General features: G+C 68.2%; 24 protein-coding genes. 12 read left to right on the top strand and 12 right to left on the bottom strand.

Features of this window, described 5'->3' with window-relative positions; translation table 11 throughout:
• Positions 1-141: 141 nt before the first annotated feature.
• Complete coding sequence (locus AC25M7_RS23410; protein WP_028691383.1) at positions 142-339, bottom strand: heavy-metal-associated domain-containing protein; 198 nt, start codon at positions 337-339, stop codon at positions 142-144.
• A gap of 146 nt (positions 340-485) precedes the next feature.
• Here AC25M7_RS23410 and AC25M7_RS23405 point away from each other — a divergent pair, with 146 nt between their 5' ends.
• Genes AC25M7_RS23405 through cueR form a run of 3 tightly spaced genes read left to right on the top strand, consistent with a single transcriptional unit; the run spans position 486 to position 3,727 of the window.
• Complete coding sequence (locus tag AC25M7_RS23405) at positions 486-872, top strand: hypothetical protein (protein ID WP_028691382.1); 387 nt, start codon at positions 486-488, stop codon at positions 870-872.
• Between the two features lie 54 nt (positions 873-926).
• Positions 927-3,326, top strand: coding sequence for a heavy metal translocating P-type ATPase (locus tag AC25M7_RS23400; RefSeq protein WP_486971515.1), 2,400 nt, complete (start codon positions 927-929; stop codon positions 3,324-3,326).
• Complete coding sequence (gene cueR, locus AC25M7_RS23395) at positions 3,323-3,727, top strand: Cu(I)-responsive transcriptional regulator (protein WP_028691380.1); 405 nt, start codon at positions 3,323-3,325, stop codon at positions 3,725-3,727. Before AC25M7_RS23400 ends, cueR begins: the two co-directional genes overlap by 4 nt.
• A gap of 18 nt (positions 3,728-3,745) precedes the next feature.
• Here the strand turns inward: cueR and AC25M7_RS23390 are convergent, their stop codons facing one another.
• Entirely contained in the window at positions 3,746-4,522 is a 777-nt protein-coding gene (locus tag AC25M7_RS23390) for an AraC family transcriptional regulator (RefSeq protein ID WP_028691379.1), read from the bottom strand.
• A 48-nt stretch (positions 4,523-4,570) separates the two neighbouring features.
• A complete protein-coding gene (locus AC25M7_RS23385) occupies positions 4,571-5,848 on the bottom strand; it encodes an acetyl-CoA C-acetyltransferase (RefSeq protein ID WP_186597263.1) in 1,278 nt (425 codons plus the stop codon).
• A gap of 117 nt (positions 5,849-5,965) precedes the next feature.
• On the opposite strand from AC25M7_RS23385, the gene AC25M7_RS23380 reads away from it, so the two are divergent.
• The 7 genes from AC25M7_RS23380 (at position 5,966) to AC25M7_RS23350 (ending at position 12,586) form a co-directional block, all read left to right on the top strand.
• Positions 5,966-7,318, top strand: a complete 1,353-nt coding sequence (locus AC25M7_RS23380) for a 3-oxoacyl-ACP reductase (RefSeq protein ID WP_182324524.1) — start codon at positions 5,966-5,968, stop codon at positions 7,316-7,318.
• Between the two features lie 2 nt (positions 7,319-7,320).
• Positions 7,321-8,172, top strand: a complete 852-nt coding sequence (locus tag AC25M7_RS23375; RefSeq protein WP_069017041.1) for a MaoC family dehydratase — start codon at positions 7,321-7,323, stop codon at positions 8,170-8,172.
• A 56-nt stretch (positions 8,173-8,228) separates the two neighbouring features.
• Complete coding sequence (locus tag AC25M7_RS23370) at positions 8,229-8,534, top strand: MazG-like family protein (protein ID WP_028691375.1); 306 nt, start codon at positions 8,229-8,231, stop codon at positions 8,532-8,534.
• The gene (locus tag AC25M7_RS23365) at positions 8,531-9,280 is read left to right on the top strand and encodes a methyltransferase domain-containing protein (protein WP_062362070.1); all 750 of its coding nucleotides are present in this window, start codon (positions 8,531-8,533) and stop codon (positions 9,278-9,280) included. The genes AC25M7_RS23370 and AC25M7_RS23365 overlap by 4 nt, the downstream gene beginning before the upstream one ends.
• A gap of 20 nt (positions 9,281-9,300) precedes the next feature.
• The gene (locus AC25M7_RS23360; protein WP_486971514.1) at positions 9,301-9,933 is read left to right on the top strand and encodes a DUF4136 domain-containing protein; all 633 of its coding nucleotides are present in this window, start codon (positions 9,301-9,303) and stop codon (positions 9,931-9,933) included.
• Between the two features lie 19 nt (positions 9,934-9,952).
• Positions 9,953-10,513 carry a DUF4136 domain-containing protein gene (locus AC25M7_RS23355; protein WP_028691372.1) on the top strand — a complete coding sequence of 187 codons (561 nt, stop codon included), beginning with the start codon at positions 9,953-9,955 and terminating at the stop codon, positions 10,511-10,513.
• Positions 10,514-10,633: 120 nt separating this feature from the next.
• Positions 10,634-12,586 (top strand): pilus assembly protein TadG-related protein, encoded by a 1,953-nt coding sequence (locus tag AC25M7_RS23350; RefSeq protein WP_486971513.1) that lies wholly within the window; start codon positions 10,634-10,636, stop codon positions 12,584-12,586.
• Here the strand turns inward: AC25M7_RS23350 and AC25M7_RS23345 are convergent.
• Positions 12,571-15,207, bottom strand: coding sequence for a PAS domain-containing sensor histidine kinase (locus AC25M7_RS23345; protein WP_308280963.1), 2,637 nt, complete (start codon positions 15,205-15,207; stop codon positions 12,571-12,573). The two genes, AC25M7_RS23350 and AC25M7_RS23345, sit on opposite strands and share 16 nt — an antisense overlap.
• A complete protein-coding gene (locus tag AC25M7_RS23340; protein ID WP_028691369.1) occupies positions 15,204-15,647 on the bottom strand; it encodes a TadE family protein in 444 nt (147 codons plus the stop codon). The genes AC25M7_RS23345 and AC25M7_RS23340 overlap by 4 nt, the downstream gene beginning before the upstream one ends.
• A gap of 75 nt (positions 15,648-15,722) precedes the next feature.
• Here AC25M7_RS23340 and AC25M7_RS23335 point away from each other — a divergent pair, with 75 nt between their 5' ends.
• Together AC25M7_RS23335 and AC25M7_RS23330 are read left to right on the top strand one after the other, a co-directional pair.
• Entirely contained in the window at positions 15,723-16,193 is a 471-nt protein-coding gene (locus AC25M7_RS23335; RefSeq protein ID WP_028691368.1) for an A24 family peptidase, read from the top strand.
• A gap of 113 nt (positions 16,194-16,306) precedes the next feature.
• Entirely contained in the window at positions 16,307-17,089 is a 783-nt protein-coding gene (locus tag AC25M7_RS23330; protein WP_189660374.1) for a response regulator, read from the top strand.
• Between the two features lie 46 nt (positions 17,090-17,135).
• Here AC25M7_RS23330 and AC25M7_RS23325 read toward each other — a convergent pair whose 3' ends face one another.
• The 7 genes from AC25M7_RS23325 to AC25M7_RS23295 are packed head-to-tail and all read right to left on the bottom strand — an operon-like array spanning position 17,136 to position 23,626.
• A complete protein-coding gene (locus AC25M7_RS23325) occupies positions 17,136-17,396 on the bottom strand; it encodes a DUF3613 domain-containing protein (protein WP_028691366.1) in 261 nt (86 codons plus the stop codon).
• A gap of 13 nt (positions 17,397-17,409) precedes the next feature.
• Positions 17,410-18,111, bottom strand: coding sequence for a tetratricopeptide repeat protein (locus AC25M7_RS23320; protein WP_028691365.1), 702 nt, complete (start codon positions 18,109-18,111; stop codon positions 17,410-17,412).
• A gap of 14 nt (positions 18,112-18,125) precedes the next feature.
• Positions 18,126-19,013, bottom strand: a complete 888-nt coding sequence (locus tag AC25M7_RS23315; RefSeq protein ID WP_062362079.1) for a type II secretion system F family protein — start codon at positions 19,011-19,013, stop codon at positions 18,126-18,128.
• Positions 19,014-19,015: 2 nt separating this feature from the next.
• On the bottom strand, positions 19,016-19,897 hold the full coding sequence (locus tag AC25M7_RS23310) for a type II secretion system F family protein (RefSeq protein WP_028691363.1): 882 nt from the start codon (positions 19,895-19,897) through the stop codon (positions 19,016-19,018).
• Positions 19,894-21,150 (bottom strand): TadA family conjugal transfer-associated ATPase, encoded by a 1,257-nt coding sequence (locus AC25M7_RS23305; RefSeq protein ID WP_028691362.1) that lies wholly within the window; start codon positions 21,148-21,150, stop codon positions 19,894-19,896. The genes AC25M7_RS23310 and AC25M7_RS23305 overlap by 4 nt, the downstream gene beginning before the upstream one ends.
• On the bottom strand, positions 21,147-22,337 hold the full coding sequence (locus AC25M7_RS23300) for a CpaE/TadZ family protein (protein WP_028691361.1): 1,191 nt from the start codon (positions 22,335-22,337) through the stop codon (positions 21,147-21,149). Before AC25M7_RS23300 ends, AC25M7_RS23305 begins: the two co-directional genes overlap by 4 nt.
• Positions 22,334-23,626, bottom strand: a complete 1,293-nt coding sequence (locus tag AC25M7_RS23295; RefSeq protein ID WP_069017044.1) for a type II and III secretion system protein family protein — start codon at positions 23,624-23,626, stop codon at positions 22,334-22,336. The genes AC25M7_RS23300 and AC25M7_RS23295 overlap by 4 nt, the downstream gene beginning before the upstream one ends.
• Positions 23,627-23,628 lie beyond the last annotated feature (2 nt).

The following is a 23,628-nucleotide window of genomic DNA, read 5'->3' as shown; positions in this document are numbered from 1 at the left end:
CGCTAGTCTACCTGAAAACCTTTGTATTGATTTTGTAGGTGCACCACGGAAACCGTGCACCGTCAGTCAGATCGCGCGCCGCCTGCGCGGCGCGCGATCTCATCGGCGCCGCAAGACTATCGCCATGCACACCGCGATAACTCAGGCGACCTCGGCCTGATACCCCTCTTCACGAATCGCCGCCAGGATCTGATCCGCCGCCAGGGCACTTTCCACCCGCACCTGGCGCGCCGCCAGGTCCACTTCCACGCGTGCCGCCGCATCCTGCTCCTGCACCGCCCGGGTCACGCCCTTCACACAATGGCCACAGGTCATGCCTTGTACATTGAACACTTGCATCGAGGTTGCCTCCTTGTGGGTTTTGCCCAGTCTCAGCCTTGCCATCGGGGCAAGGTCAAGTTCCGCAGAAAACGGCCGGGCTGGAAATCCGCGCGCGCCTCGGCCAAGCTGCGCCTTTGACGATTTTGGCAAGCAGGAGATTTTTCATGATCAGGGCAGCATTGGGCCTCGTCGGATTGCTGGGCGCGCTGGCCGTCGTGCCACCGGCCAGCGCCGAGGGCAATTCGGACTACAGCGTGCTGATCATTTCCCGGGAACGCCTGGAGGTGGCCACCAGCTGCGAGATCGGCATCTACCTCAACGACCAGCTGTCCGGCCGCCTGTTCCAGGAGCAGTCAACCTCATTCAACCTGCCGCCGGGCCCCGTCGATGTGCGCCTGCGCCTGTTGCCCGGGCAGGTGCCCGGCTGCGCGCCCGGCGTCGAGGACCAGCGCAGCACGCGCCTGACCTTGCAGGCGGGCCAGATCAACAAATACCGGATCGCCATGGGGCACAATGGCCTGGTGCTCAAGAGAGCCGGCCTGGGCTATTGACCTTGCCCGCATGGCAAGGTTGATGCTGGAGGCCTGTCCACGGAGGAGAGAGCCATGCCCGCATCCACCACCTTCGACCTGCCGATCGGTGGCATGACCTGCGCCAGCTGCGCAGGTCGGGTCGAACGCGCCCTGCGCAAGGTCACCGGTACCGAACACGTCAGCGTCAACCTCGCCACCGAGCAGGCCCGGGTCCAGGCCCCGGCCGACAGCCTGCCGGCGCTGGTCGACGCGGTGCGCGACGCCGGCTACAGCGTCCCCACCCGTACCCTCGAACTGCAGATCGGCGGCATGACCTGTGCCAGTTGCGCCGGCCGGGTCGAGCGCGCCCTCGGCAAACTGCCGGGGGTCGAAAAGGTCAGCGTCAACCTGGCCAACGAACGCGCCCACCTTGAAGTGCTTGAGGGCGTCGACGACGGCGCGCTGATCGCCGCGGTCGAGAAGGCCGGCTACAGCGCCACCCTGCCGCTGGCCAGCCACGATGACCAGGCACAGGCCCGACGCCGCCTGCGCAACGAACGCCTGGCGGTCGCCGCGGCCCTGCTGCTGGCCCTGCCGCTGGTGCTGCCGATGCTGGTGCAACCGTTCGGCCTGCACTGGATGCTGCCGGCCTGGGCGCAGTTCCTGCTGGCCACCCCGGTGCAGTTCATCCTTGGCGCACGCTTCTACGTCGCCGCCTGGAAGGCCGTGCGCGCAGGTGCCGGCAACATGGACCTGCTGGTCGCCCTGGGCACCAGCGCCGGCTACGGCCTGAGCCTGTACCAATGGGCCAACGCCCACGCCGGCATGACGCCGCACCTGTACTTCGAAGCCTCGGCGGTGGTGATCGCCCTGGTGCTGCTGGGCAAGTACCTGGAAAGCCGCGCCAAGCGCCAGACCGCCAGCGCCATCCGGGCACTGGAGGCCCTGCGCCCGGAACGCGCCGTGCGGGTGGTCGAGGGGCGCGAGGAAGACGTCGCCATCAGCCAGCTGCGCCTCGACGATGTGGTGCTGGTCAAGCCCGGCGAGCGCTTCCCGGTCGATGGCCAGGTGCTCGAAGGCAGCAGCCACGCCGACGAAGCCCTGATCAGCGGTGAAAGCCTGCCGGTGCCCAAGCAGCCCGGCGACGCGGTGACCGGTGGCGCCATCAACGGCGAAGGCCGCCTGCTGGTGAAGACCCTGGCGCTGGGCACCGAGACCGTGCTCGCCCGCATCATCCGCCTGGTCGAGGACGCCCAGGCGGCCAAGGCGCCGATCCAGAAGCTGGTCGACCGGGTCAGCCAGGTATTCGTCCCCGCCGTGCTGGTGCTGGCCCTGGTGACCTTGGTCGGCTGGTGGCTGGCCGGCGCACCGCTGGAAACCGCGCTGATCAACGCCGTCGCCGTGCTGGTGATCGCCTGCCCCTGCGCCTTGGGCCTGGCCACGCCCGCGGCGATCATGGCCGGCACCGGTGTCGCCGCCCGCCACGGCATCCTGATCAAGGACGCCGAAGCGCTGGAGCGCGCCCATGCGGTCAACCGCGTGGTATTCGACAAGACCGGCACCCTTACCTCCGGCAGTCCGCGCATCGTCCACCAGCAGGCCAGCAGCGGTGACGATAACCAACTGCTGCGCCTGGCCGGCGCCCTGCAGCGTGGCAGCGAGCACCCCTTGGCCAAGGCGGTGCTCGATGCCTGCGCCGAACGCGATCTTGACGTACCGCAAGTGGCCGACAGCCAGTCCCTCACCGGCCGTGGCATCGCCGGCCAGGTGGAGGGCCGCGAGCTGGCCCTGGGCAACCGCCGCCTGCTCGACGAGAGCCGGCTGGTACCGGGCGAGCTGGCCGCCAGCGCCCAAGCCTGGGAGGCCGAGGGCCGCACCCTGTCCTGGCTGATCGAACTCGGCAGCCACCCCCGCGTGCTGGGCCTGTTCGCCTTCGGCGACAGTCTCAAACCCGGCGCCGGCCAGGCCATCGCCGCCTTGCATGCGCGCCACATCAGCAGCCACCTGCTGACCGGCGACAACCGCGGCAGCGCCAAGGTGGTGGCCGAGGCGCTCGGCATCGACGACGTGCACGCCGAAGTGCTGCCGGCGGACAAGGCCGCCACGGTGGCCGCGCTCAAGCAACAGGGCGTGGTGGCGATGGTCGGCGACGGCATCAACGACGCCCCGGCGCTGGCGGCCGCCGACATCGGCATCGCCATGGGCGGCGGCACCGACGTGGCCATGCAGGCGGCCGGCATCACCCTGATGCGCGGCGATCCGCGCCTGGTACCCGCGGCACTGGAGATCAGCCGCAAGACCTACGCGAAGATCCGCCAGAACCTGTTCTGGGCATTCATCTACAACCTGATCGGCATCCCCCTGGCCGCGCTGGGCTACCTCAATCCGGTGCTGGCCGGCGCCGCCATGGCGTTGTCCAGCGTCAGCGTGGTGAGCAATGCCCTGTGGCTGAAGACCTGGAAACCCACCGCCATCGACCAGGAGGCCCCATGAACATCGGCCAGGCCGCCCGCCGCAGCGGGCTGAGCGCCAAGATGATCCGCTACTACGAGTCCATCGGCCTGCTGCGCCCCGCCACGCGAAGCGAAAGCGGCTACCGGCTGTACCAGCAGGAGGACCTGCACAGCCTGGCGTTCATCAAGCGATCACGTGATCTGGGCTTTTCCCTGGAAGAAGTCGCCAAGCTGCTGACCCTGTGGCAGGACCGCCAGCGCGCCAGCGCCGACGTGAAGGCCCTGGCCATGCAGCATATCGAGGCGTTGAACAAGCGCATCGAGGAGTTGGTGAGCCTGCGCGACACCCTCGGCGAGCTGGTGGCCCACTGCCAGGGCGACGACCGGCCGGACTGTCCGATCCTCAAGGACCTGGCCAATGGCAGCGGGTGCTGTCACTGACCGAAACAGCAGCCGCTACTACAGGCGCAGTTCCCCTGGCGTGGCGCCGAACAGCTGGCGAAAGGCGGCGATGTAGGCCGAAGTCGAGTCATACCCGCAGCCCAGCGCGGCCTGGGTGACGCTCTCTCCGGCCTCCAGCAGCGCCAGCGACGACAGCAGGCGCATGCGCTGGCGCCAGTTGCGAAAGCTCAGCCCCGTCTCGCGCTGGAACAGGCGCATCAGGGTCTTTTCCGATACCCCGAGTTGCACCGCCCACTGCTGCAGGGTCTGGGGCCGGTCGGGGGCGGCGATCAAGCCGTTGCACAACGCCAGCAAGCCCGGGTGGCGCGGCAGCGGCAGCGAGAACCCCACCTGCGGCAGGGTGCGCAGCTGGTCCAGCAACACGGCCACCAACCGCGCCTCGGCACTGTCGCCTTCCGGGTAGTTCACCGCGAAGGTGCAGAACTGCTTGATCAGCTCCCGCGCCAGCGGCGTGACCTCCAGCACCCGGCATTCGCCCGGTGCCCAGGGACAGGCGTCGCGGCGCACATACAGGCTGCGCATCTCGGCCTGCATCGAGGTCAGCACTTCATGCTCGGTGCCGGCCGGGATCCACACGCCCCACTGCGGCGGGGCGAAGTAGCTGCCGTCACTGGTGTACACGCCAAGCACGCCGCTGATGGCATAGGAAAATTGCACCCAGTCATGCTGGTGACGGGTGGTCCAGGACCCGGCGCCCAGGCTCTCGGCGCGGGCGTATAGCGGCCTGGGCAGCTGGTCCAGGGCGGGGATGGGACGTGGTCCGGTGATCGACATGCTAAGGCCTGGTGTCTCGGGTCGGACAAGGGTACCAGCCATCGCCGCCTAGCGTTCGACGATCGCCGTTACCCCCTGCCCACCCGCCGCGCAGATCGAGATCAGGCCACGCCCCTTGCCACGCTCGCCCAGCAGCTTGGCCATGTTCGCCAGTATCCGCCCTCCCGTCGCCGCGAACGGATGCCCGGCGGCCAGCGAGCTGCCCTTCACATTCAGCTTGGCGCGATCGATCGACCCCAACGGCCCTTCGAGCCCCAGGCGCGTGCGGCAGTAGTCGGCATCCTCCCAAGCCTTGAGGGTACAGAGCACCTGGGCGGCGAAGGCTTCGTGGATCTCGTAGAAGTCGAAATCCTGCAAGGTCAGGCCATTGCGCGCCAGCAGCCGCGGCACCGCGTACACCGGTGCCATCAGCAGGCCTTCCTGGCCATGGACGAAATCGACTGCGGCCGTCTCACCGTCCACCAGGTAGGCCTGTACCTTCAGGCCCTGCGTCTCGGCCCAGGCCTCGCTGCCGAGCAACACCAGCGAGGCGCCATCGGTCAGCGGCGTGGAATTGCCCGGCGTGAGCGTGCCCAGGCCGCTGCGCTCGAACACCGGCTTGAGCTTGGCCAACTGCTCCAGGCTCAGGTCGGCGCGCAGGTTGTTGTCCCGGGTCAGGCCAAGGTAGGGCGTGAGCAGGTCGTCGTGCCAGCCCTCGCGGTAGGACGCCGCCAGGTGCTGATGGCTGAGCAGGGCCAGTTCATCCTGCTCCTCGCGGCCGATCTGCCAGGTCTGCGCCATGCGTTCGCAGTGCTCGCCCATCGACAGCCCGGTGCGCGGCTCGCCATTACGCGGCAACTCGGGCTTGAGCAGGCCCGGGCGCAGTTTCAGGAAGGGCTTGAGACGTTCGCCGAGGGTCTTGCCGCGGTTGGCCTGCAGCAGGATCTGCCGCAGCCCTTCGCTCACGGCGATGGGCGCGTCCGAGGTGGTGTCGACGCCCCCGGCGATGCCGCTGTCGATCTGCCCCAGGGCGATCTTGTTGGCCACCAGCAACGCCGCTTCCAGGCCGGTGCCACAGGCCTGCTGGATGTCGTAGGCCGGCGTCTGCGGCGACAGCCTCGAGCCCAGCACGCACTCGCGGGTCAGGTTCATGTCACGCGAATGCTTGAGCACCGCGCCGGCCGCCACTTCGCCCAGACGCAGGCCGTGCAGGCGGTAACGCTCCACCAGGCCCTCGAGGGCCGCCGTGAGCATCGCCTGGTTGCTGGCCTTGGCGTAGGCGCCGTTGGAGCGGGCGAAGGGAATCCGGTTGCCCCCCAGGATCGCGACCCGGCGAATTGACTGCATGCCTGTATTCCTCCTGAAACAATTTGATCCTTAAGCCTAGGTTCTTTTCGCGCATTCGAACGACCCTGCCACAAACTTGGTCCACACTTGCATGCTTGCCTTCAGGGAGAACCGTACATGAGCGACCGCTATCTGGGCTTTGCCAACTCCACCCTCGGACGAAAACTGGTCGACGCCCTCGGCCTGCCCCGCCCGGTGCCACTGGAGCGCTGGCAGGCCGGGCGCCTGCGCCCCATCGAGGGCGCGCTGGTGCTGGGCGGCGGGCCGCTGGCAGCCCAGGTGGCGGCGATCGCTCCACGCCTGACCGCCGACTGCTACGGCTTCGCCAGCGACGCGCTCGAGGTCCCGGCCTGGGTCGCGGGCCTGGGGCCGAAGCTCAAGGCGGTGGTGTTCGATGCCAGTCACCTGTCCGACAGCGATGACCTCAAGCAGTTGCGCGAATTTTTCCAACCCCTGCTGCGCAGCCTGGCCTCCAGCGCCCACGTGGTGATCCTGGGGCGTGCGCCAGAAGGCGTCGCCGATGCGCAGGCCAGCGTTGCCCAGCGGGCCCTGGAAGGCTTCAGCCGCTCGCTGGCCAAGGAACTGCGCAATGGCGCCACGGCCAACCTGCTGTATGTCGCCGAAGGCGCCGAAAGCCAGCTCGAGGGCGCGCTGCGCTTCTTCCTTTCGCCCAAGAGCGCGTTCGTTTCCGGCCAAGTCCTGCGCCTGACGCCCTGCGCCGCCCAGGTGCAGGACTGGACCCGGCCGCTGGCCGGCCGCCACGCCCTGGTCACTGGCGCCGCCCGGGGCATCGGCGCGGCGATTGCCGAAACCCTGGCCCGAGACGGCGCCGAGGTGACGCTGCTCGACGTGCCCCAGGCCCAGCGCGACCTCGACGCCCTCGCCGCGCGCCTGGGCGGTCGTGCCCTGGCGCTGGACATCTGCGCCGCCGATGCCGCCGCGCAACTGCTCGAAGCCCTGCCCCAGGGCCTGGATATCGTCGTGCACAACGCCGGCATCACCCGCGACAAGACCCTCGCCAACATGACCCCGGAGTACTGGGACGCAGTGCTGGCGGTCAACCTCAAGGCGCCCCAGGTGCTGACCGAGGCGCTGTTCGAAGGCGGCAAGCTGCACGCGGATGCGCGCATCACCCTGCTCGCCTCGGTCAGCGGCATCGCCGGCAACCGCGGCCAGTCCAACTACGCGGCCAGCAAGGCCGGGCTGATCGGCTTCGCCCAGGCCTGGGCGCCACGCCTGGCCGAACAGGGCGCCAGCATCAACGCGGTGGCGCCAGGCTTTATCGAAACGCACATGACCGCGGCCATGCCCATGGGCCTGCGCGAGGCCGGCCGACGCCTGAGTTCGCTGGGACAGGGCGGCTTGCCGCAGGACGTCGCCGAAGCCATCGCCTGGCTCAGCCAGCCGGGCTCGGGCGCGGTCAATGGCCAGGCCCTGCGGGTCTGCGGCCAGGCCTTGATGGGAGCCTGACCATGACCCGACCCTGGCACGACCTGCACAGCCCCGAATCACGACCGAGCCTGTACCTGCGCGCCCTCGGCAAACGCAAGATCCGTGGCAGCCAGTTGCCGGAGCAGGGCCTGCGCTGCTTCCTGCGGGTCGACCCCGCCAACCTGGCGGCCTACCGCCGGCTCTGCCACTTCACCGACGATGGCCGCCTGCCGGGCACCTACCCGCACGTCATGGCCTTCAGCCTGCAACTGCAACTGCTCACCGCCGAGGACTTTCCCTTCCCGTTGCTGGGGCTGGTGCACCTGCACAACAGCCTGCAGGTGCTGCGTCCCCTGGGCGGCATCGACGGGCTGCGCTTCGCGGTGTATGCCGACAACCTGCAGCCCCATGAAAAAGGCGGCACCTTCGACCTGGTGACCGAGGCCGAGGATGGCCTCGGCCTGCTCTGGCGCGAAACCAGCCGCATGCTGGTGCGCGGCCTCAAGCTCGACGCACCGGCCGCGGAACTCGCCGACACAACGTCCGCCACGTTGCCCGAAGCCACCCGCTGGTATGCCGACGGCGATATCGGCCGGCGCTACGCCAGGGTCTGCGGCGACTACAACCCGATCCACCTGAGCAGCCTCACGGCACGCCTGTTCGGCTTCCCCAGGGCCATCGCCCACGGCATGTGGAGCAAGGCCATGGCGCTGGCGGCCTTGCAGGGGCACCTGCCCAAGGCCGGATATGCCTTCGCGGTGGACTTCCACAAACCGGTGCGCCTGCCTTCGGAGGTGATATTGAGCGCCAGCCAGGCGGGGCCGAGCGGCGAGCTGCGCCTGGATGGCCACGGCGGCCTGCTGCATATGCTCGGCAGTTGGCGCACGCTCTGATCGGGCTTGCTTTGCAAGGCACCTCGCCGGAAGCTATGCGCCACGAGGAGACCCCGATGAACCTGCAAGAACTGACCGAACGCCTGCACCGCATCCGCGACACCAACGACTGGCGGGTGTTTCACAGCCCGAAGAACCTGGCCATGGCCGCCAGCGTCGAAATGGCCGAGTTGGTGGAGATCTTCCAGTGGCTGACCGAGGACGAGTCCCGCCGGCTGCCCGCCGACAAGCTCGCCCACGCCGGCCAGGAAGTCGGCGATATCGTCCTCTACCTGTTGCTGCTGTGCAGTGAGCTGGGACTGGACATGAACGAGGTGGTGCGGGCCAAGCTCGCCGACAGCGAGAGGCGCTTCGGCAAATGAACGACCGTCATTTCGATGAGCTGGCCAGCCGCTTCGCCGAGAAGATCTACGGCGGCGCCAAGGGCGCCATCCGCCTGGCGGTGCTCCAGGCCGACCTGGCCGAGGCCCTGCCCGACCGCCCCCTGCGGGTGCTCGATATCGGCGCGGGCCTCGGCCACATGGCCCTGTGGCTGGCCCAGCGCGGCCACCAGGTGACCCTTGCCGAACCCGCCGCGCCGATGCTCGACGGCGCCCGTGCGCGCTTCGCCGAGGCCGGCCAGCAGGCGACCTTCATCCAGGCGCCGTGGCAGGACCTGCTCGGTCAACTCACCGAACCCTACGACCTGGTGCTGTGCCACGCCGTGCTCGAATGGCTGGCCGAGCCCGAGAGCATCCTGCCGGTGCTGCACCAGCTGACCGCGCCGGGTGGCTGGCTGTCGCTGGCCTTCTACAACCGCGACGCGCTGGTCTACCGCAACCTGCTCAAGGGCCATTTCCGCAAGTTGCGGCACAATCGGCTGGCCGGCGAAAAGCAGAGCCTCACACCACAGAAACCACTTGATCCACGCCAGCTCAAGGCGCAACTTGAAGCTCTGTGGCAGGTCGAAAGCGAGAGCGGCGTACGGGTGTTCCACGACTACATGCCCAAGGAGTTCCAGGACAAGGCCGAGCTGCTCGACCTGCTGGAGATGGAACTGGCGCACCGCCGTCACCCCAGCTTCGCCGGCCTGGGCCGCTACCTGCACTGGATGTGCCGCCCCCACTGACCCGCTCGCCAGGAGGATCCATGCCGTATCGTCTGCTCTGCCTGGCCCTGCTCCCCCTCGCCCTGTCCGCCTGCCAGGGCAGCAACCCCTATGTCGCCAGCGGCAAGCCGCTGCCGCCGGCGCCGCCCCAGGCCGCCAGTACCTTCGATGCCAGCGCCTACCCCGCGCCGACACGCGACTACGGCCGTTACCGCAGCTGGAGCTGGCGCAACAACCAGCCACCCGGGGGCCTGGCCAACGCGACGCCGGGCCAACTGGCCGACGCGGTGAGCGGTGCCCTCGACCAGCACGGCCTGCGCCCGGCACGCAATGCGCCCGCCGACCTGCTGGTGAGCGCCGACGTGCGTCTGGAGCGGCGCCTGCGCCAGGTGCGCGACTACGACTACGATCCCTACTACGGCCCCTACCCTTACGGCGGCGTCGGCTACGGCGGCTATCGCAACGGCTATGGCGGCTACGCAAGCGTGCCGATCGTGCGCACCTACGAAGTCGAGGTGATGGTGGTGCGCATCGACCTGTTCGATGCCCGCAACGGCCAGCCGGTGTGGAGCGCCAGCGCCGAAAGCGGCAGCGACAAGGACTCGCCGCGTGAGCGCGAAAGCGCCCTGCGCGAGTCAGTGAGCAAGGCGATGAGCGGCTATCCTCCCAGCTAACGTTCAACGGAGAACCACCATGTTGCGCCGTCTCGTTCTACTGTCCTTCGCCCTGCTGCTGGCCGCCTGCTCGAGCAACAACGTGCAGCACGACTTCGATGCCAGCCGCGACTTCGCCGCCTATCGCAGCTGGGCCTGGCAGGAACCGGGCCTGCAATATCGCCCGGACGATCCGCGGATCAAGAGCGACCTGACCGAGCAACGCATTCGCCAGGCGGTCTCCAACCAGCTCGACCAGCGCGGCCTGCGCCCGGTCCAGGGCAATGCCCGGGCGGATGTGAAGGTGCGCGCCTACCTGATCGTCGAGGACCGCCAGCAGCAGGTCACCACCAACTACGGCGGTGCCTGGGGTGGTTATTGGGGCGGTTACTGGGGCGGGCCGATGTACAACGAGACGCGCAGCGTCGACTACAAGGTGGCGACCATTCAGGTCGACCTGTTCGATGGCCGCGACGGCAAGCTGGTATGGCGCGGCAGCGCCGAGCAGATCATGAACAACTATCCGCCCAGCCCGCAGGAGCGCAATGCGGCGATCCAGAAGACCGTGACCCAGGTGCTGAGCAACTATCCGCCGCACTGAAGCCTGCGCGCCGCTCCCACAGAGATCGCGTGCAGCAGACAAGGCAACTTGCCATCACCTTGACTACACTCCTTGCACCGCCGCCGCGCTGCCGGGCCACAGGCCGGCAAAGGAGTGCCCGTGGTTCCCCGTTCCGCTGTGCGCCAACGCGGCGCGATCGGCCTGATGGCCGCGCTGACCATGGGCCTGGCCCTGGTGTTCATGCTCCTGACCGTTGACAGCGGCCGCCTCTACCTCGAACAACGCAAGCTGCAGCGCATCGCCGACATGGCCGCCCTGGAAGCCGCCGAGCACGGCGGCGTCTGCAGCGGCAGCGGCCCGCAGGCCTCCACCCTGGCCCGCACCGCGGCCACCCGCAACGGCCACTCGCCTCTCAACCCCCTGATTGCCAACTGCGGCTACCTGCGCACAGGCCTCGACAACCTGCGCACGTTCACCGCCGACAACGTGCGTCACGAGGCGATCAGGGTCGAGGTCAGCAACGTGGTGGTCACCAGCGTCGCTGGCGGGGTGTACGCGCTGGTCCAGGGTGGCGCCATCGCCCGCACCACCACCCTGCGTGCCAGCGCGGTGGCAGCCACCCCCGGGACGCCCCAGGCGCGGCTGAGCATCCGCACTACCCTGGCCACCGTCAACTCGACCCAGGGCTCGGTGCTCAACGCCCTGCTCAAGGCCCTGGGCGGCTCGGCGCAGCTCGATGTGCTGGGCTGGCAGGGCATCGCCAACACCCAGCTAAACCTGCTGAAGTACCTCGACCAACTGGCGGTGGACCTGCACCTGGATATCGGCGACTACCAGCAATTGCTCAACGCCGACACCAGCGCCACCGTCCTGCTGCAGGCCGCGGTCAAGGTGTTGCAGCAAAGCGCCGCCGCCGTCGACGTGATCACCAACCTGGGCAAGCTGGCGGCGGACCTGCCGGTGGGCGGCCTGCAACTGGGCGAGCTGCTCGACCTGCAGAACGGCACGGCCCAGGCTGGCCTGGACGCCAGCATCCAGCTGCTGCAACTGGTGCAAGGGGTGATCCAACTCGCGGCCAGCGAGAACGCCGTCAACGCCGACCTGCCGATCAATGTGCTCGGGCTGGTCAATGGCCGCGTGCAACTGCGGGTGATCGAGCCCCCGCAGATCTCGGCGGTGGGTGACCCGCGCACGGACGAGTTGCGCGTTCATACCGCCCAGATCCGCGCTTTGGTCTCCCTCGATTTGCCCCTGCTAAGCGGCATCGCCGGGCTGCTCAATGCGGTGCTGGACCTCGCGGCACCCTTGACCAACGTGCTCAACAACCTGCTCAGCCTGAACCTGCTGGGCACCGTGCAATCGTTGACCTGCGCCCTGGGCATTCCGTGCAAGGTCAGCGACATCAAGCTGCTGGACGGCCAGGTGCATATCGATATCGGCATCGAAGTCGCCGAAGGCAGCAGCCGCCTGCGCCCGGCACCGCCCGACAACTACACCTGTAGCCCGAAGAGCCTGACCACCCTCACCCAGCGCTCGGCGGCGAAAATCGCCATCGGCAGGTTCGATTCACCGGCGGACTTCCTCAGCAACGGCACCACCGTGGTAAAGGCCTTGCCAGTCATCGATATCGGCACCAATGTCTGCAGCCGCCTGCTGATCCTGCCGCCGTCCTGCGGCACGCGGGTGCCCTACGCCGGCGGTGGCATCGGCCTGCGGGTGGACAGCAAGCTGCTGGGCAGTGGCCCAGTGGAAAAGCCCCTGCTGTTCAGCGGTGCCCATGCCCCGACCGAAATCGGCCAGGAACCGGCCTACCAACCCATGGACAGCGACCAGGCGCAGGTGGTGGCGAGTCTGTCCGACACCCTGGCGGGCATCCACCTGGAAGCCTACAAGCCCACCGGCAATGGCGGCCTCGGCCAGGTGCTGGTGCTCACCGCCGGGCTGCTGGACGGGGTGAAGAACATCCTCGAGCCGGTCATCAAGAACCTGCTCAGCCCCCTGCTCGATCCCCTGGTCAACGGCTTGCTAAAGGTGCTGGGTATCGACCTGCTCGACGCCCAGGTCGGCACCAACCTCAGCTGCGCCAGCGGCCACGCTCAACTGGTGCTGTGAAGGGGCAGTTCGACCCGCAAGCACGCGCCCTCGACGCCGTTGTCCACGCTCAGGCGGCCGCCCATCTGGCTGACGATGCCATGGCTGACCGACAAGCCCAGCCCGGTGCCGACCCCGGCCGGCTTGGTGGTGAAGAAGGGTTCGAAGATCCGCTCGTGCAGCTGCGGATCGATCCCGCCGGCGTTGTCCTCCACCAGCAACCACAGGCACCCGCCATGCAGCGTCTGGCGTACCCGGATCCACGGCTGCGCCACCTGCTTTTCCAGCAAGGCGTCACGGGCATTGACCATCAGGTTGATCAGCACCTGTTCCAGCTGATCCTGATGCCCGAGCACCTGGGCCAAGGCCTCGGGCGGTTCCAGGCGCAGTGTCACGCCCTTGCCGCGCAGGCCTTCTTCAAGCAACGCCTGGGCGCCTTGCACCGCGGCCCAGGCGGCGAAGCGCTCGCGCTCGACCGCCGAGCGCCGGCCATACACCCGCATATGGTCGACCAGCCGGGCGGCGCGCTCGACCTGGGCCTCGATACGGCGCAGCTTGTCTTCCAGATAAACAGGATCGGCAGCGCCGTTCTCCAGACGCTTGAGGGTGTTGACCACCGCCATGCGCATGACGTTGAGCGGCTGGTTGATCTCGTGCAACAAACCGGTGGCCAGCTCGCCCAGGGTCGCCATCTTCGCGCCCTGCAGCAGTTGCTGCTGGCTGCGCCGCACTTCGGTGTTGTCGCGGCCCACGGCCTGGACCTCCAGCAGGTTGCCCTCGGCATCGAACAACCCACGGTCGGCCCAGACCCACCAGGCATGCTCGCGGCCGGGCAGTTGCAGGCAGATCTCCGCGCTGCTCACCGGCTGCTCCGGCGTCAGCGCCCGCAGGCGCAGGAGGAAGGCCTCGCGCTGGCCGGCGGACAACCATTGCCCGAGGTCCGCGCCCTGCAACTGCCCGGGCGTGCAGCCCAGGTAGTCGGCCAAGGGCCGATTGCCGAACAGCACGGTCAGGTCCGGGCGATAACGGCAGATCATCGCCGGCGAGTCTTCCACCAGCACGCGGTAGCGCTCCTCGCTCTGGCGCATGCGCTCGGCAGCTTCCGTGGCCTCGCTGACGTCCAGCCACAGGCCGACCACCTCCAGCGGCTGGCCGAGGTCGTCACGCAGCAGGCGGGCTTCGTCAAGCATCCAGTGATAGCCGCCAAGGTGATCGCGCAGGCGATAGCGGCAGCGTACCTGGCCATCGCGCAACAGACCGCGGGTGCGCTCCAGCCACAGCGGACGGTCGTCCGGATGCACCGCCAGGCCCGGCTGGCGCGCCTGCTCGCTATCGGCCGCCCAGCCGAGCAACGGCGCCAGGCTGGCGCTGTAGAAGTCGCTGTGCAGCGCGCCTTCGGCATAGCGCTGCACGTAGATCACCGCGGGCGAGCGGGCGATGAGGTTCTCCAGCCGCGCACGGGCCGCGCCGGCCTGCTGCTCCTGGGCCTTGAGGGCGCTGATATCGAGCAGGAAGCCGCGCAGTTGGCCGGCCTGGCCCTGGCCGGCCCAATGGAACCAGCGCGGCGGCGCCTGGGGATCGTGACCCGGCAGGCGCACGCTGAGGCTCAGCGCCTGCCCGTCACGGGCCTGGTCCAGGGCCAGTTGCGCCGGCTCGCGGTCCGCCGGGTGCAGGCGGGCGAGCCATTGGCCAAGGCTGACCCGATTCGCCAGCCCGAGGGTCGCGGCCAGGGCCGGGTCCAGCTGCAGCTCGCCGTGCGCCGGCCACTCCCACCATCCCGCGCCCAGTTGGCGCTGCAGGTCATCGAGGTGATGGGCCTGGTGCTGCAGTTGCTGGCGGCGATGGCGCACCAGCAGCGGCTCGGTCAAGGTCCGTACGAGCGCCAGGGCCATGTCGACCGCAGGCGCCTGCCGCGCCCCGGCGCACAGCACCCAGGCCTCGGCCTCCAGGCCCTGACGATAGGGCACCAGGAACAACGACGCAGCACCGCACAGGGCAAGCAGCTCGGGGTCGTCATCGACCTCGACCAGGGTATGGGCCGGCCAGCGGTCCAGGCGCTCACGCAGCCTGCGATCGTCGGGCCAGGGCCAGGTCTCGTCGCTGCTGGCGTAGTGGCGCCAGCCTCCTGGTTCGCGCAGCATCAGCCGCAACGCGGCCGCCTGCCAGTGCTCGGCCAGGCTGTGCAACTGTTCGCGGGCCGTCTGTAGCAGGCGCTCGCTGCCACATTCGCGCAGGGCGTGTCCGATCTCGCCGAGCAAGGGGCGCTGGCGGTCCCAGCGCTGCTCGCGCAGCAGGTCACCGATGTCGAAAAGCTGCAGCATCCAGCCCTGTTCGTGGCGCTGCAGCCAGCCACGGGTGTGCAGCGCATGGCCCATGACGGTGTGAAAATCCAGGTCCAGGGGCTGGCCCTGCCAGTCGGCGGGCTGCCCTTCGAGCACCAGCCAGCTGTGACGCTCCAGATAATCGTGCACCCGCGCGCCCGCCTGAGCGGGAAGTGCCAGCAGGCTGCGCAGCGGACCGGCCAGACGCAACACCCGCGCCTGGTCGTCGAGCCACAGCTGCAGACCGATGGCCGGCGTCACCTCGGACGTCTGGGCCGGGACCGGCGCGGCGAACCAGCGATCGAACAGGCCACCACTCACAGTTGCAGGCTCGCCTGGGCCTGCAGCCGCGCGGGCAGCTTCGGTACGTCACCGACCACCGGCAGCACCAGGGTCGGCAGCACCCGCGTCAGGCGCGAGCGCGGGTAGTCGATCACCACCGTGAGCACCTTGTCCACACCGACGGTGACCCGGGTGTCAGTGAGCACGTTGAATCCCAGCGCGCTGGGCATCCACGCCAACTGCTGGCCGATCACCTGGCGGGCCAGCCCCTGCACGTCCAGCTCGTAGGTCTGGCTGGCGGGGTCCACGGCCACGCAGCGACGCACCGCCTCGCTGCTGGCCTGGTTGAACGACTGCAGCATCAGCATCGGCAAGGCGTAGCTGACCAGCCCGTAGAACACCGCGAAAAACACCATGAATACCGCGACAAACTCGATGGCTGCCGCGCCTTTTTGCTGTCCCGCCGGGCTTGCTTTCATGATCGCGTCTACCCTGACTGTGAGACCTGTCTGAAAGCATAGAACCGTTCAACGAATAGGGATGGCAATTTGCCAATGCAAAGCATTGTTCTCCTGATGTGGCTTGCCTTGTGCACCGAACAAGATGTCCGTGAACGGCAAATCTCCAACGCCCTGACCCTCGGGGTCGCGGCGTGCGCCCTGGCCTGGCTGTTCGCCACCGGACGCAGCTGGATCGGCGCCGACGCAAGCGAAGCCGGCTGGGCCCTGGCCATCGTCATGCTGCTCACCCTGCCCGGCTACATGCTCGGCCGCTTCGGCGCCGGCGACGTCAAGCTGATGGGCGCCCTGGCCCTGGCCACCAGCCCGCAATACGTGCTCGGCACCTTCATCGGCGCCGGGGTCACCGTGCTCGCCTGGATGTTCGGCCGGCGGCGTCTGTGGACCCTGCTCAATCCCAAGGTGAAAAAGCGCCTGCAGGCGCTGGCCGAACAGGTCGGCGACAAGCAGCCCTTTGCCCCGTATGTGCTGGCCGGCTTCCTGTTGACGGCCGTCTGGATCCAATAACCGACCGCTGGGTCGCTTCCATGAGCTAGATGCATGTACATAATTGCAAAGTGCGACTACTTTTCTACCTGCCAGAGCCTCTGGCCCGGGAGCAGAGCCGATACAACAGGGAGTTGATCGTGAACAAGTCCGTCAGTGAGGTGAAAGTGCTGGTAGTCGACGACCAGCCAGTGATCGTCGAAGAGTTGTGCGAATTTCTCGAAAGCGAGGGCTACCGTTGCGTCCCCGCCCATTCCACCGGCCAGGCCATCGACTGCTTCAAGGCCGACGAGACCATCGGCCTGATCCTGTGCGACCTGCACATGCCCGAGCGCGATGGCATCGAGCTGGTCCGCACCCTCAAGCAAAACGCAGGGCCGCAGCGCATGTTCGAGGCGATCATGCTGACCGGCCGCGCCGACAAGCAGGACGTGATCCGCGCCCTGCGCGAGGGCTTCGCCGACTACTACCAGAAGCCCATGGACCTCGACGAACTGCTCGAAGGCGTGCGCCGCCAGGAAGCGGCGCTGCTCGAACGGCGCCGCAACTTCCGCGAGCTGGGCAGCCTCAACCAGCGTCTGCAGGAGTTGGCCGAGTCCATCGATGATCTCTACCAGGACCTGGAAAAAGCCCGTGGCCAGGGCACCCACCGTCGCGCCAGCGATGCCGAGGACGGCGAGGCGGAGCTGCCCGCCGCCTTCGAGAAGCTGTCACCGCGCCAGCTTGAAGTGGCCCGGCTGGTAAGCAAGGGCAAGACCAACTACCAGATCGCCTGCGAGCTGGGCATCACCGAGAACACAGTGAAGCTGTACGTGTCGCAGGTGCTGCGCCTGACCCACATGCACAACCGCACGCAGTTGGCGCTGGCGTTGACTCCGCGTTCGTCGCCGGTGCATCAGCGGTTTACCACGCACTGACCTTGTGAATACCGCTCCTACACGATCGTGCCACAGCTTCAAGTGCTCAATTGTTCGACGAACTGATCTTGGTCCAGCGGTAGAAATCCGGAATCGCGTACTTGTAGCTGTCCAGCCAACGCTGCATGGCCTGGTCGCGTTCCTTGTCGGTCTGTTCCTGGCGCACGCTGGAGGCCTGGCGATTGCTCGCCTGTACCTGCAGCAGGGCCTCGGTGGCGGTCTGTGGGCGTGGCTGGCGCACAGGTTCTTCGGCCTGCGCCAGCAGCGGTGCGGCCAGGCAGGCCAGGACAATCCAGGGCTTGAACATGATCACCTCCCGATCAGTTGATGGCCGCGGCCGAAGACTCGGTCGCCGCCAGTGGGCCGCGCCCGTTGGACCTGATGCGCTGGGCCCGGGCCTGGGCCTCGGCGAATTGCTCGGGCTTCAGGCGCAGGCGATTGACCAAATCTTCCGCCTGCCGCCAGTTGTCCTGCACCAGCGACAGGGTCACCAGGTTCACCGCTGGCAGCGGGTTGTCGTCCTTGAGCTCGATGGCGGTGAGGAACTCGAAGCGCGCCTGTTCGTGGTTGCCCAGGTTCATCTGCACCACGCCCAGGTCGTTGCGCACCTTCTCGTCGGTGGGTGCCAGGCGTACCGCCCGCAGCAGGTTGCGCAAGGCCTGGACGTCATCGCCACGGGCCGAAGCCAGCTGGCCCAGGCCGTGCTCGCCCTCGGCGGCCAGGCAGCCGCCGAGCAGGCTGCGGTAAAGCGGCTCGGCCTCGCCGCGCCCGAGCTGGCGCAGTACCTTGGCCTTGCGCAGGCGGACCTGGTCGAGGGTGTCAGGCAGCTGTTCCAGGTGGGCCAGGCCCGCGTGCGGGCGGCCTTCGCTGATCATCTGGTCGGCCATGTCCAGGCTCAGTTGCTGGTCGGCATCGGGCTTGCCACAGGTGCCACCGCCGAGCAGACGGGCCAGGCCTTCGGGGGGCTGGCCGGCGCAACCGGTGAGCAGCAACAGGCCGATCAACGTCAGGATCGCTTTCATATCCATTTATCCCCTCATGAGCCCAAGGCCCGCGCCAGCGCGGAAAAACCTGGCCCGGCCAGGACGATCAGCAACGCCGGGAACAGGAACACCATCATCACCGCCGACATCTTCGCCGACATCTTCGACACCCGTTCCTGCAGGCCGGTCAGGCGCCGGTCGTCAAGCAACTCCTTGAGCGCCAGCAGCGACTTCATCGAGCCACTGCCCTGCACCAGCAGTTGCTGGAGAATGACGCAGGTGTCGATCAACTCGTCCACCGCCAGCAGGCGCGCGGTCTTTTCCAGCTCCGGTCCCAGGGCCAGGCCTGAGTCGACTCGCTGCAGGACCAGGCGCAATTCGTCACTGATGTTCGGTACCAGGCTGCGGCCTTCATGGGCCAGCACCCGCAGGGCCTGCTCCACCGCCAGCCCGGTTTCAAAGAGGATGCGCAGCAGCGGGATCAGCAGGCTCACCTCTTGGGCGATCTGCCGCTGGCGCCGCGCCGCCGCCAACACCAGCAAGCGCTTGGGCAGCAGGTAGCCCCCACCCATCGCGCAGAGCACCAGCACGCCCCAGTGCCCGCGGTTTTCCCCGGGCAAGCCATGGCCTAGCAGCAGCGCCACGCCCACCGCCAGCAGCGGCAAGCCCAACTGCACGGCGGCGAACAACGCCCGTTGCCGGCTGCGCCGCCAGCCCAGGCGATCGAGCAGCGCCTGGGTCTCGCCATCCAGCCGTTGCAGGCGCCGTCCCAGCGGGCTGCTGCCCAGCCACTGCAGCCAGTCGCCGAGCCGCTCGTCACGGACCAGCCGTCCCTGCAGGCGTCGCGCCACCCGCTGCCGGGCCCGCCATTGCTGGCCGACCTGCAAGGCCAGCAGCACGAACGCGGCAAACAGGAACAGCGCACAGAGCAACAAGGCCATGCTTACAGGCTCCTCATCATGCGCCACAGCACCAGGCAGCCGACGGCCTGCAGGGCGAAGGCGAACAGCAGCATCAGTTGCCCACTGCGGTCGTGCCACATGGCCAGCAGGTAGGTGGGGTTGGCGAACAGGAAGTAGCCGACCATGGCCAACGGCAGCGCGCCGAGGATCCACGCGGTAATGCGTGTTTCGCCGGTCATGGCGCGCAGTTGCCGGTCGCCCTGCTCGTGCTCGCGGATCAGCTTGATCAGGTTCTCCATCAGCTCGCTGGCATTGCCCCCGTGACGCTGGTTGATGCGCAGCCCGAGGGCGAACATGCGCAGTTCGGCCTGGCCATAGAGTTCGGCGAATTCATTGACCGCATCCTCCAGCGGCACACCCAGCTGCACGTTGCGCCGTACCCTCAGCATCGCCGAGCGCAGCGGCTCGCGAGTACTGTCGACGCCGCCGAGCACCGCCTCGTTCAGGGTGCGACCGGCCTTGAGGCTGCGCACGCTGTAGTCGAGCAGGCCAGGCAGTTGCTGGACGATCTGCTGCAGGCGCCGCCGGCAGCGCCAGGCCAGGAAGAAATGGCCGAGCAGCGGCAGGCCGAACAGCACCATCGACGCCACCACCCAGCCAGCCACAAGGCCGGCGAGCACGGTCAGCGCCAACCAGGCGAACAGCCACGGCCTGGGGGAAAATTCGGCATGGGCCAGGCCCGCCCGCTGCAGCAACGGGTCGAGCCAGTCGCGCCGGGCATTGCCGCTGCGCACGGCGCGGTAGGCCCGGCCCAGGCGTTCGAGGATGCGCTCCTCGCCACGCTTGTACAGGCCCAGGCGCAACAGCAGCAGCGCCATGCCCAGGCACAAGGGCGACAGTGCCAGCAGCAGCGGGCCCATCACAGCACGCCCTCGTGGCGCAGCTTGTTTCCCGCGGGGTTCGGCGCCTCGCGCAAGAAACCGTCGCCGCTGCGCCGGTCGAGGCGGAACAGGGTGTTCGTCACATACACATCATCGCGCACGCCGACCACTTCCAGCACCTCGCTGACACAGCGCCGGCCATCGGCCAGTCGGGTCAGCTGGATCACCACGTCCAGCGCCGCGCAGATCATCTGCCGCAGGGTTTTCTCGGCCACCTGCCGGCCGGTCAGGCCGACCAGGGTCTCCAGGCGCAGCAGCGCGTCCTGGGCAGTGTTGGCGTGCACCGTGCTCATCGAACCGTCGTGGCCGGTGTTCATCGCGGTCATCACATCGAGCACCTCGGCGCCGCGGATCTCGCCGAGGATGATGCGGTCGGGGCGCATGCGCAGGGCGTTGCGGATCAGCTCGCTGGCCTTGATCTCGCCATGGCCCTCGGCATTTGGCGGGCGGGTCTCCAGGCGTACCACATGCGGGTGATGCAGTTGCAGCTCGGCCACATCCTCAATGGTCACCAGACGTTCCTGGGGCGCGATCATCTGGCTGAGGATGTTGAGCAAGGTGGTCTTGCCGGTGCCGGTGCCGCCGCTGACCAGGATGTTGCAACGTCGGCCCACGGCGCGTTCGAGGAAGTCGTAGATCGGCTGGTCGATGGCCCGGGTGGCCAGCAGGTCGGCGCTCTTGAGCATGTCCTGGCGGAACTTGCGGATCGACAGGCATGGCCCGTCCAGGGCCACCGGCGGGATGATCGCGTTGACCCGGCTGCCGTCGGGCATGCGCGCGTCGACCATCGGCGACGACTCGTCCAGGCGCCGCCCGAGGGGCGCAAGGATGCGCTGCATCACCCGCTCGACATGATGCGCGTCGATGAAGCGCAAGTCGGTTTGTTGCAACAGCCCCGCCCGCTCGACAAACACCCGGTACGGGCCGTTGACCAGGATCTCGGTGACGCTCGGATCGCGCAGCAGCACCTCCAGCGGGCCGTAGCCGGTCAGCTCGTCGACGATCTCCTCGGCCAGGCGCTCCATCTCGTAGCGCGACAGGGCCAGGCGCAGGCGCGCCACATAGTCGCCCACCTGTTCCAGGACGAACTGCGCCAGCACCGGGCGCGCCCCTTCGAGCAGGTTGCGACCGCTGTCCTCGATGGCGTCAATGACGTGCCGGTGCAGGGCGCGCTTGAGCACCTGCGGATCGCTGGCCGCATGGCGCGGCCCGCCAAAGGGTTCTTCATTGCTCATCGGTTGCCCCACAGCCGGTTGAGCCAGCCCTGGCCTGCCGGCGCCAGGTTTTCCGAGCGCTGCGCCAGGCGCTCGCCCAGGCCGCGCAGGGCCTGGGTCAGGCCTTCGCGCGGAGCCAGCTCGAACAGGCTCAAGCCCTGGTTCTTAGCGTTCAGGCGCACCTCCGGGCTGTAGGGCATGACCTTGAGCAAGGCCAGCCCGTAGCGTTTGGCCAGGGCGTCGGCATCCGGCGCCACATGGCGCAGGTAGCGGTCAACCAGCAGGCTGGCGTGTTCGAGCTTGATGCCGCGGTCGCGCCACTGTTCGAGCACGTCCAGGTTGCGCCGGCAGTCGATGATGTTCTGGTCGGTGTAGACGATCAGCTTGTCGCAGTGGCTGACGATGGTGCGCAGGGCCTCGCTGTCGGCCTGGCCGGTGAGGTTCACGACGATGTGCTGGAAGTGCTGGCGCAAGGCGCTGAGCAGCATGTACAGCTCGGCGGCGCTGGACTGTGCCAGGGCTTCGTCGTTGTCGGCATAGGCCAGGATGCGCAAGCCGCCCTTGTCGCGGGTGAAGGCGCTGTCGATCAGGGTCGCGTCGAGCCGACGCAGGTGACGCAGGGCGTCGCCGAAATGAAACGAGGCCTCCAGGCCCAACAGGGCCAGGCTGTCGCCCCGAGGCAGGCCGAGGTCGAGCAACAGGGTCTGCTGGCCGCTCTCCTGCACCACCCGCGCCAGGTGCGTGGTGAGCAGCGCGCCGTCGGCGCCGCGCTGGGTGCCGAAGAGCACGGTCAGGCCGCCCAGGCTGGGGTTGCTGGTGGCCGTCGGCAGGCGCTTGCCCAGGCGCCGCACCAACCCCGCCACCTCGCTGGCCCGCGAACCATAGGCGACGAAGTCGCGGGCGCCGGCGCGCATGGCGTGCAGCACCAGCTGGTTGTCCATGCCGTCGCCGAGGGCGACGATGGCCAGCATCGGCTTGGCTTCGAGCATGCCCTCGATCAGCGCGCACTGGCCGATCAACTGCTCGCGGTCCAGGCCGATGAACACCAGGTTGCTGAAGGTCATGTCGACCAGCGCCAGCAGCTCGTCGAGGTTCGGGCTGCTGGCGCCGATCACCTGCCCCAGCGGCGCCAGCGCGCCCTGCAGCCAGTGCAGGTCCTCGTCGGTGCGGGTCAGGGCCAGGTAGGTCTGGTTCAGGCTTTCGTTCATTGGGACAACCCGCCACGGCCTTCGAAGTTGCCGTTTTCCATGAAGAACAGGCGGCCCCAGCTGGGGTCGTAGGTGCGCAACGCCTCGCCCGGCAGTTCCGGCAGGCGCGCATTGGCGGCCAGCGGCTGGACCAGGTGCGGGGTGACGATCATCAACAGCTCGGTCTCCTCGCGATTGAGCGCCGACTGGCGGAAGAACGCACCGATGATCGGCAGGTTGCCCAGGCCCGGCATCTTGTCCACGTTCGAACGCACGTTGCTGCTGATCAGGCCACTGATGATGAAGCTCTCGCCATCGGCCAGGGAAATGCTGGTATCGGTACGCCGCACGCTGAGCCCCGGCACCCGGGTGCCGGCGATGACCACCGAATTGTTGAAGTCCAGCTCGCTGACCTCGGGGGCGACCTTCAGGGTGATGCGGTTGCGGCTGACCACCGTGGGGGTCAGCGCCAGGCGCACGCCGAACTCCTTGTACTCGATCGACACGTTGTCGCTGCCGCTGCTGGGCACCGGGATGGGGATCTCGCCACCGGCCAGGAAACTTGCGGTCAGGCCGCTCAGCACGGTGAGGCTGGGACGCGCCAGGGTGTAGGCGAAGCCACTGTTCTCCAGGGCGTTGATCATTGCCAGGAAGCGGCTGCTGCCACCGCCCCAGACGATGTTGAAGACGCTGTTGTCGAGGGGAATGCCGGGGCGCGCGTCGGCGTAGTTGGTCGAGCCCGGAGCAGTGGTGGTACTCGGCACGTAGCCCGGGCGCACCACCGTGTCGGGCACGGTGCCGGGCGAGCCGATCAGGCTGTTGTTCGAGCCCTTGAAGAACAACCGCGCCCCGGCCTCCTTGTACTTGAGGCGGCGCACTTCGACGAAGCGGATATCAGCCTGCACCTGCACCGGCAGGTCCTCCTGGGCGGAGGGCAGTTGCGCGGTTTCCGTCATGTCGGCGCTGGCCCGGCCCTTGACAAACAACATGGCCCGGTGCGGCTGCGCGGTGCAGTCGGTCCACAGCATCAGGCTGGTGGTGCCCTGCCCCACCGCCGTCAGCAGCACGGCGCGCTCGCCGCTGGGCTGCACATCGGCCACCTTGGGCTCGCCCACCGCCGCCCGGGTGATGGCCACCGGCAGGCGCAGTTCCTGCTGCAGGCCCTGGTCCATCTCGATCACCGACGGCAACTGGCCGAACGCGGCGCAACCCTTGGCCGCCGCCTGCGCAGTCGGCGCCAGGAGGGCCAGGACCAGCAGCGCCGGGACCAGCCATCCGCCTCGTGGAGTAACACGCAAAGAACTACGCATGG

This window comes from Pseudomonas sp. P106(2024) (assembly GCF_057480815.1).
The sequence above is the reverse complement of the archived record's forward strand: the minus strand, read 5'-3'. Positions and strand labels throughout refer to the sequence as shown.

Bases quoted from the DNA above. Each gene is read 5' to 3' on its own strand.
- AC25M7_RS23340 (WP_028691369.1), bottom strand. From the start codon at position 15,647: ATGAAAGCAAGCCCGGCGGGACAGCAAAAAGGCGCGGCAGCCATCGAG.
- AC25M7_RS23315 (WP_062362079.1), bottom strand. From the start codon at position 19,013: ATGGCCTTGTTGCTCTGTGCGCTGTTCCTGTTTGCCGCGTTCGTGCTG.
- AC25M7_RS23295 (WP_069017044.1), bottom strand. From the start codon at position 23,626: ATGCGTAGTTCTTTGCGTGTTACTCCACGAGGCGGATGGCTGGTCCCG.
- AC25M7_RS23335 (WP_028691368.1), top strand. From the start codon at position 15,723: ATGCAAAGCATTGTTCTCCTGATGTGGCTTGCCTTGTGCACCGAACAA.
- AC25M7_RS23360 (WP_486971514.1), top strand. From the start codon at position 9,301: ATGCCGTATCGTCTGCTCTGCCTGGCCCTGCTCCCCCTCGCCCTGTCC.
- AC25M7_RS23380 (WP_182324524.1), top strand. From the start codon at position 5,966: ATGAGCGACCGCTATCTGGGCTTTGCCAACTCCACCCTCGGACGAAAA.
- AC25M7_RS23370 (WP_028691375.1), top strand. From the start codon at position 8,229: ATGAACCTGCAAGAACTGACCGAACGCCTGCACCGCATCCGCGACACC.
- AC25M7_RS23300 (WP_028691361.1), bottom strand. From the start codon at position 22,337: ATGAACGAAAGCCTGAACCAGACCTACCTGGCCCTGACCCGCACCGAC.
- AC25M7_RS23400 (WP_486971515.1), top strand. From the start codon at position 927: ATGCCCGCATCCACCACCTTCGACCTGCCGATCGGTGGCATGACCTGC.
- AC25M7_RS23385 (WP_186597263.1), bottom strand. From the start codon at position 5,848: ATGCAGTCAATTCGCCGGGTCGCGATCCTGGGGGGCAACCGGATTCCC.
- AC25M7_RS23320 (WP_028691365.1), bottom strand. From the start codon at position 18,111: ATGAAAGCGATCCTGACGTTGATCGGCCTGTTGCTGCTCACCGGTTGC.
- cueR (WP_028691380.1), top strand. From the start codon at position 3,323: ATGAACATCGGCCAGGCCGCCCGCCGCAGCGGGCTGAGCGCCAAGATG.
- AC25M7_RS23410 (WP_028691383.1), bottom strand. From the start codon at position 339: ATGCAAGTGTTCAATGTACAAGGCATGACCTGTGGCCATTGTGTGAAG.
- AC25M7_RS23365 (WP_062362070.1), top strand. From the start codon at position 8,531: ATGAACGACCGTCATTTCGATGAGCTGGCCAGCCGCTTCGCCGAGAAG.
- AC25M7_RS23390 (WP_028691379.1), bottom strand. From the start codon at position 4,522: ATGTCGATCACCGGACCACGTCCCATCCCCGCCCTGGACCAGCTGCCC.
- AC25M7_RS23375 (WP_069017041.1), top strand. From the start codon at position 7,321: ATGACCCGACCCTGGCACGACCTGCACAGCCCCGAATCACGACCGAGC.
- AC25M7_RS23325 (WP_028691366.1), bottom strand. From the start codon at position 17,396: ATGTTCAAGCCCTGGATTGTCCTGGCCTGCCTGGCCGCACCGCTGCTG.
- AC25M7_RS23305 (WP_028691362.1), bottom strand. From the start codon at position 21,150: ATGAGCAATGAAGAACCCTTTGGCGGGCCGCGCCATGCGGCCAGCGAT.
- AC25M7_RS23405 (WP_028691382.1), top strand. From the start codon at position 486: ATGATCAGGGCAGCATTGGGCCTCGTCGGATTGCTGGGCGCGCTGGCC.
- AC25M7_RS23355 (WP_028691372.1), top strand. From the start codon at position 9,953: ATGTTGCGCCGTCTCGTTCTACTGTCCTTCGCCCTGCTGCTGGCCGCC.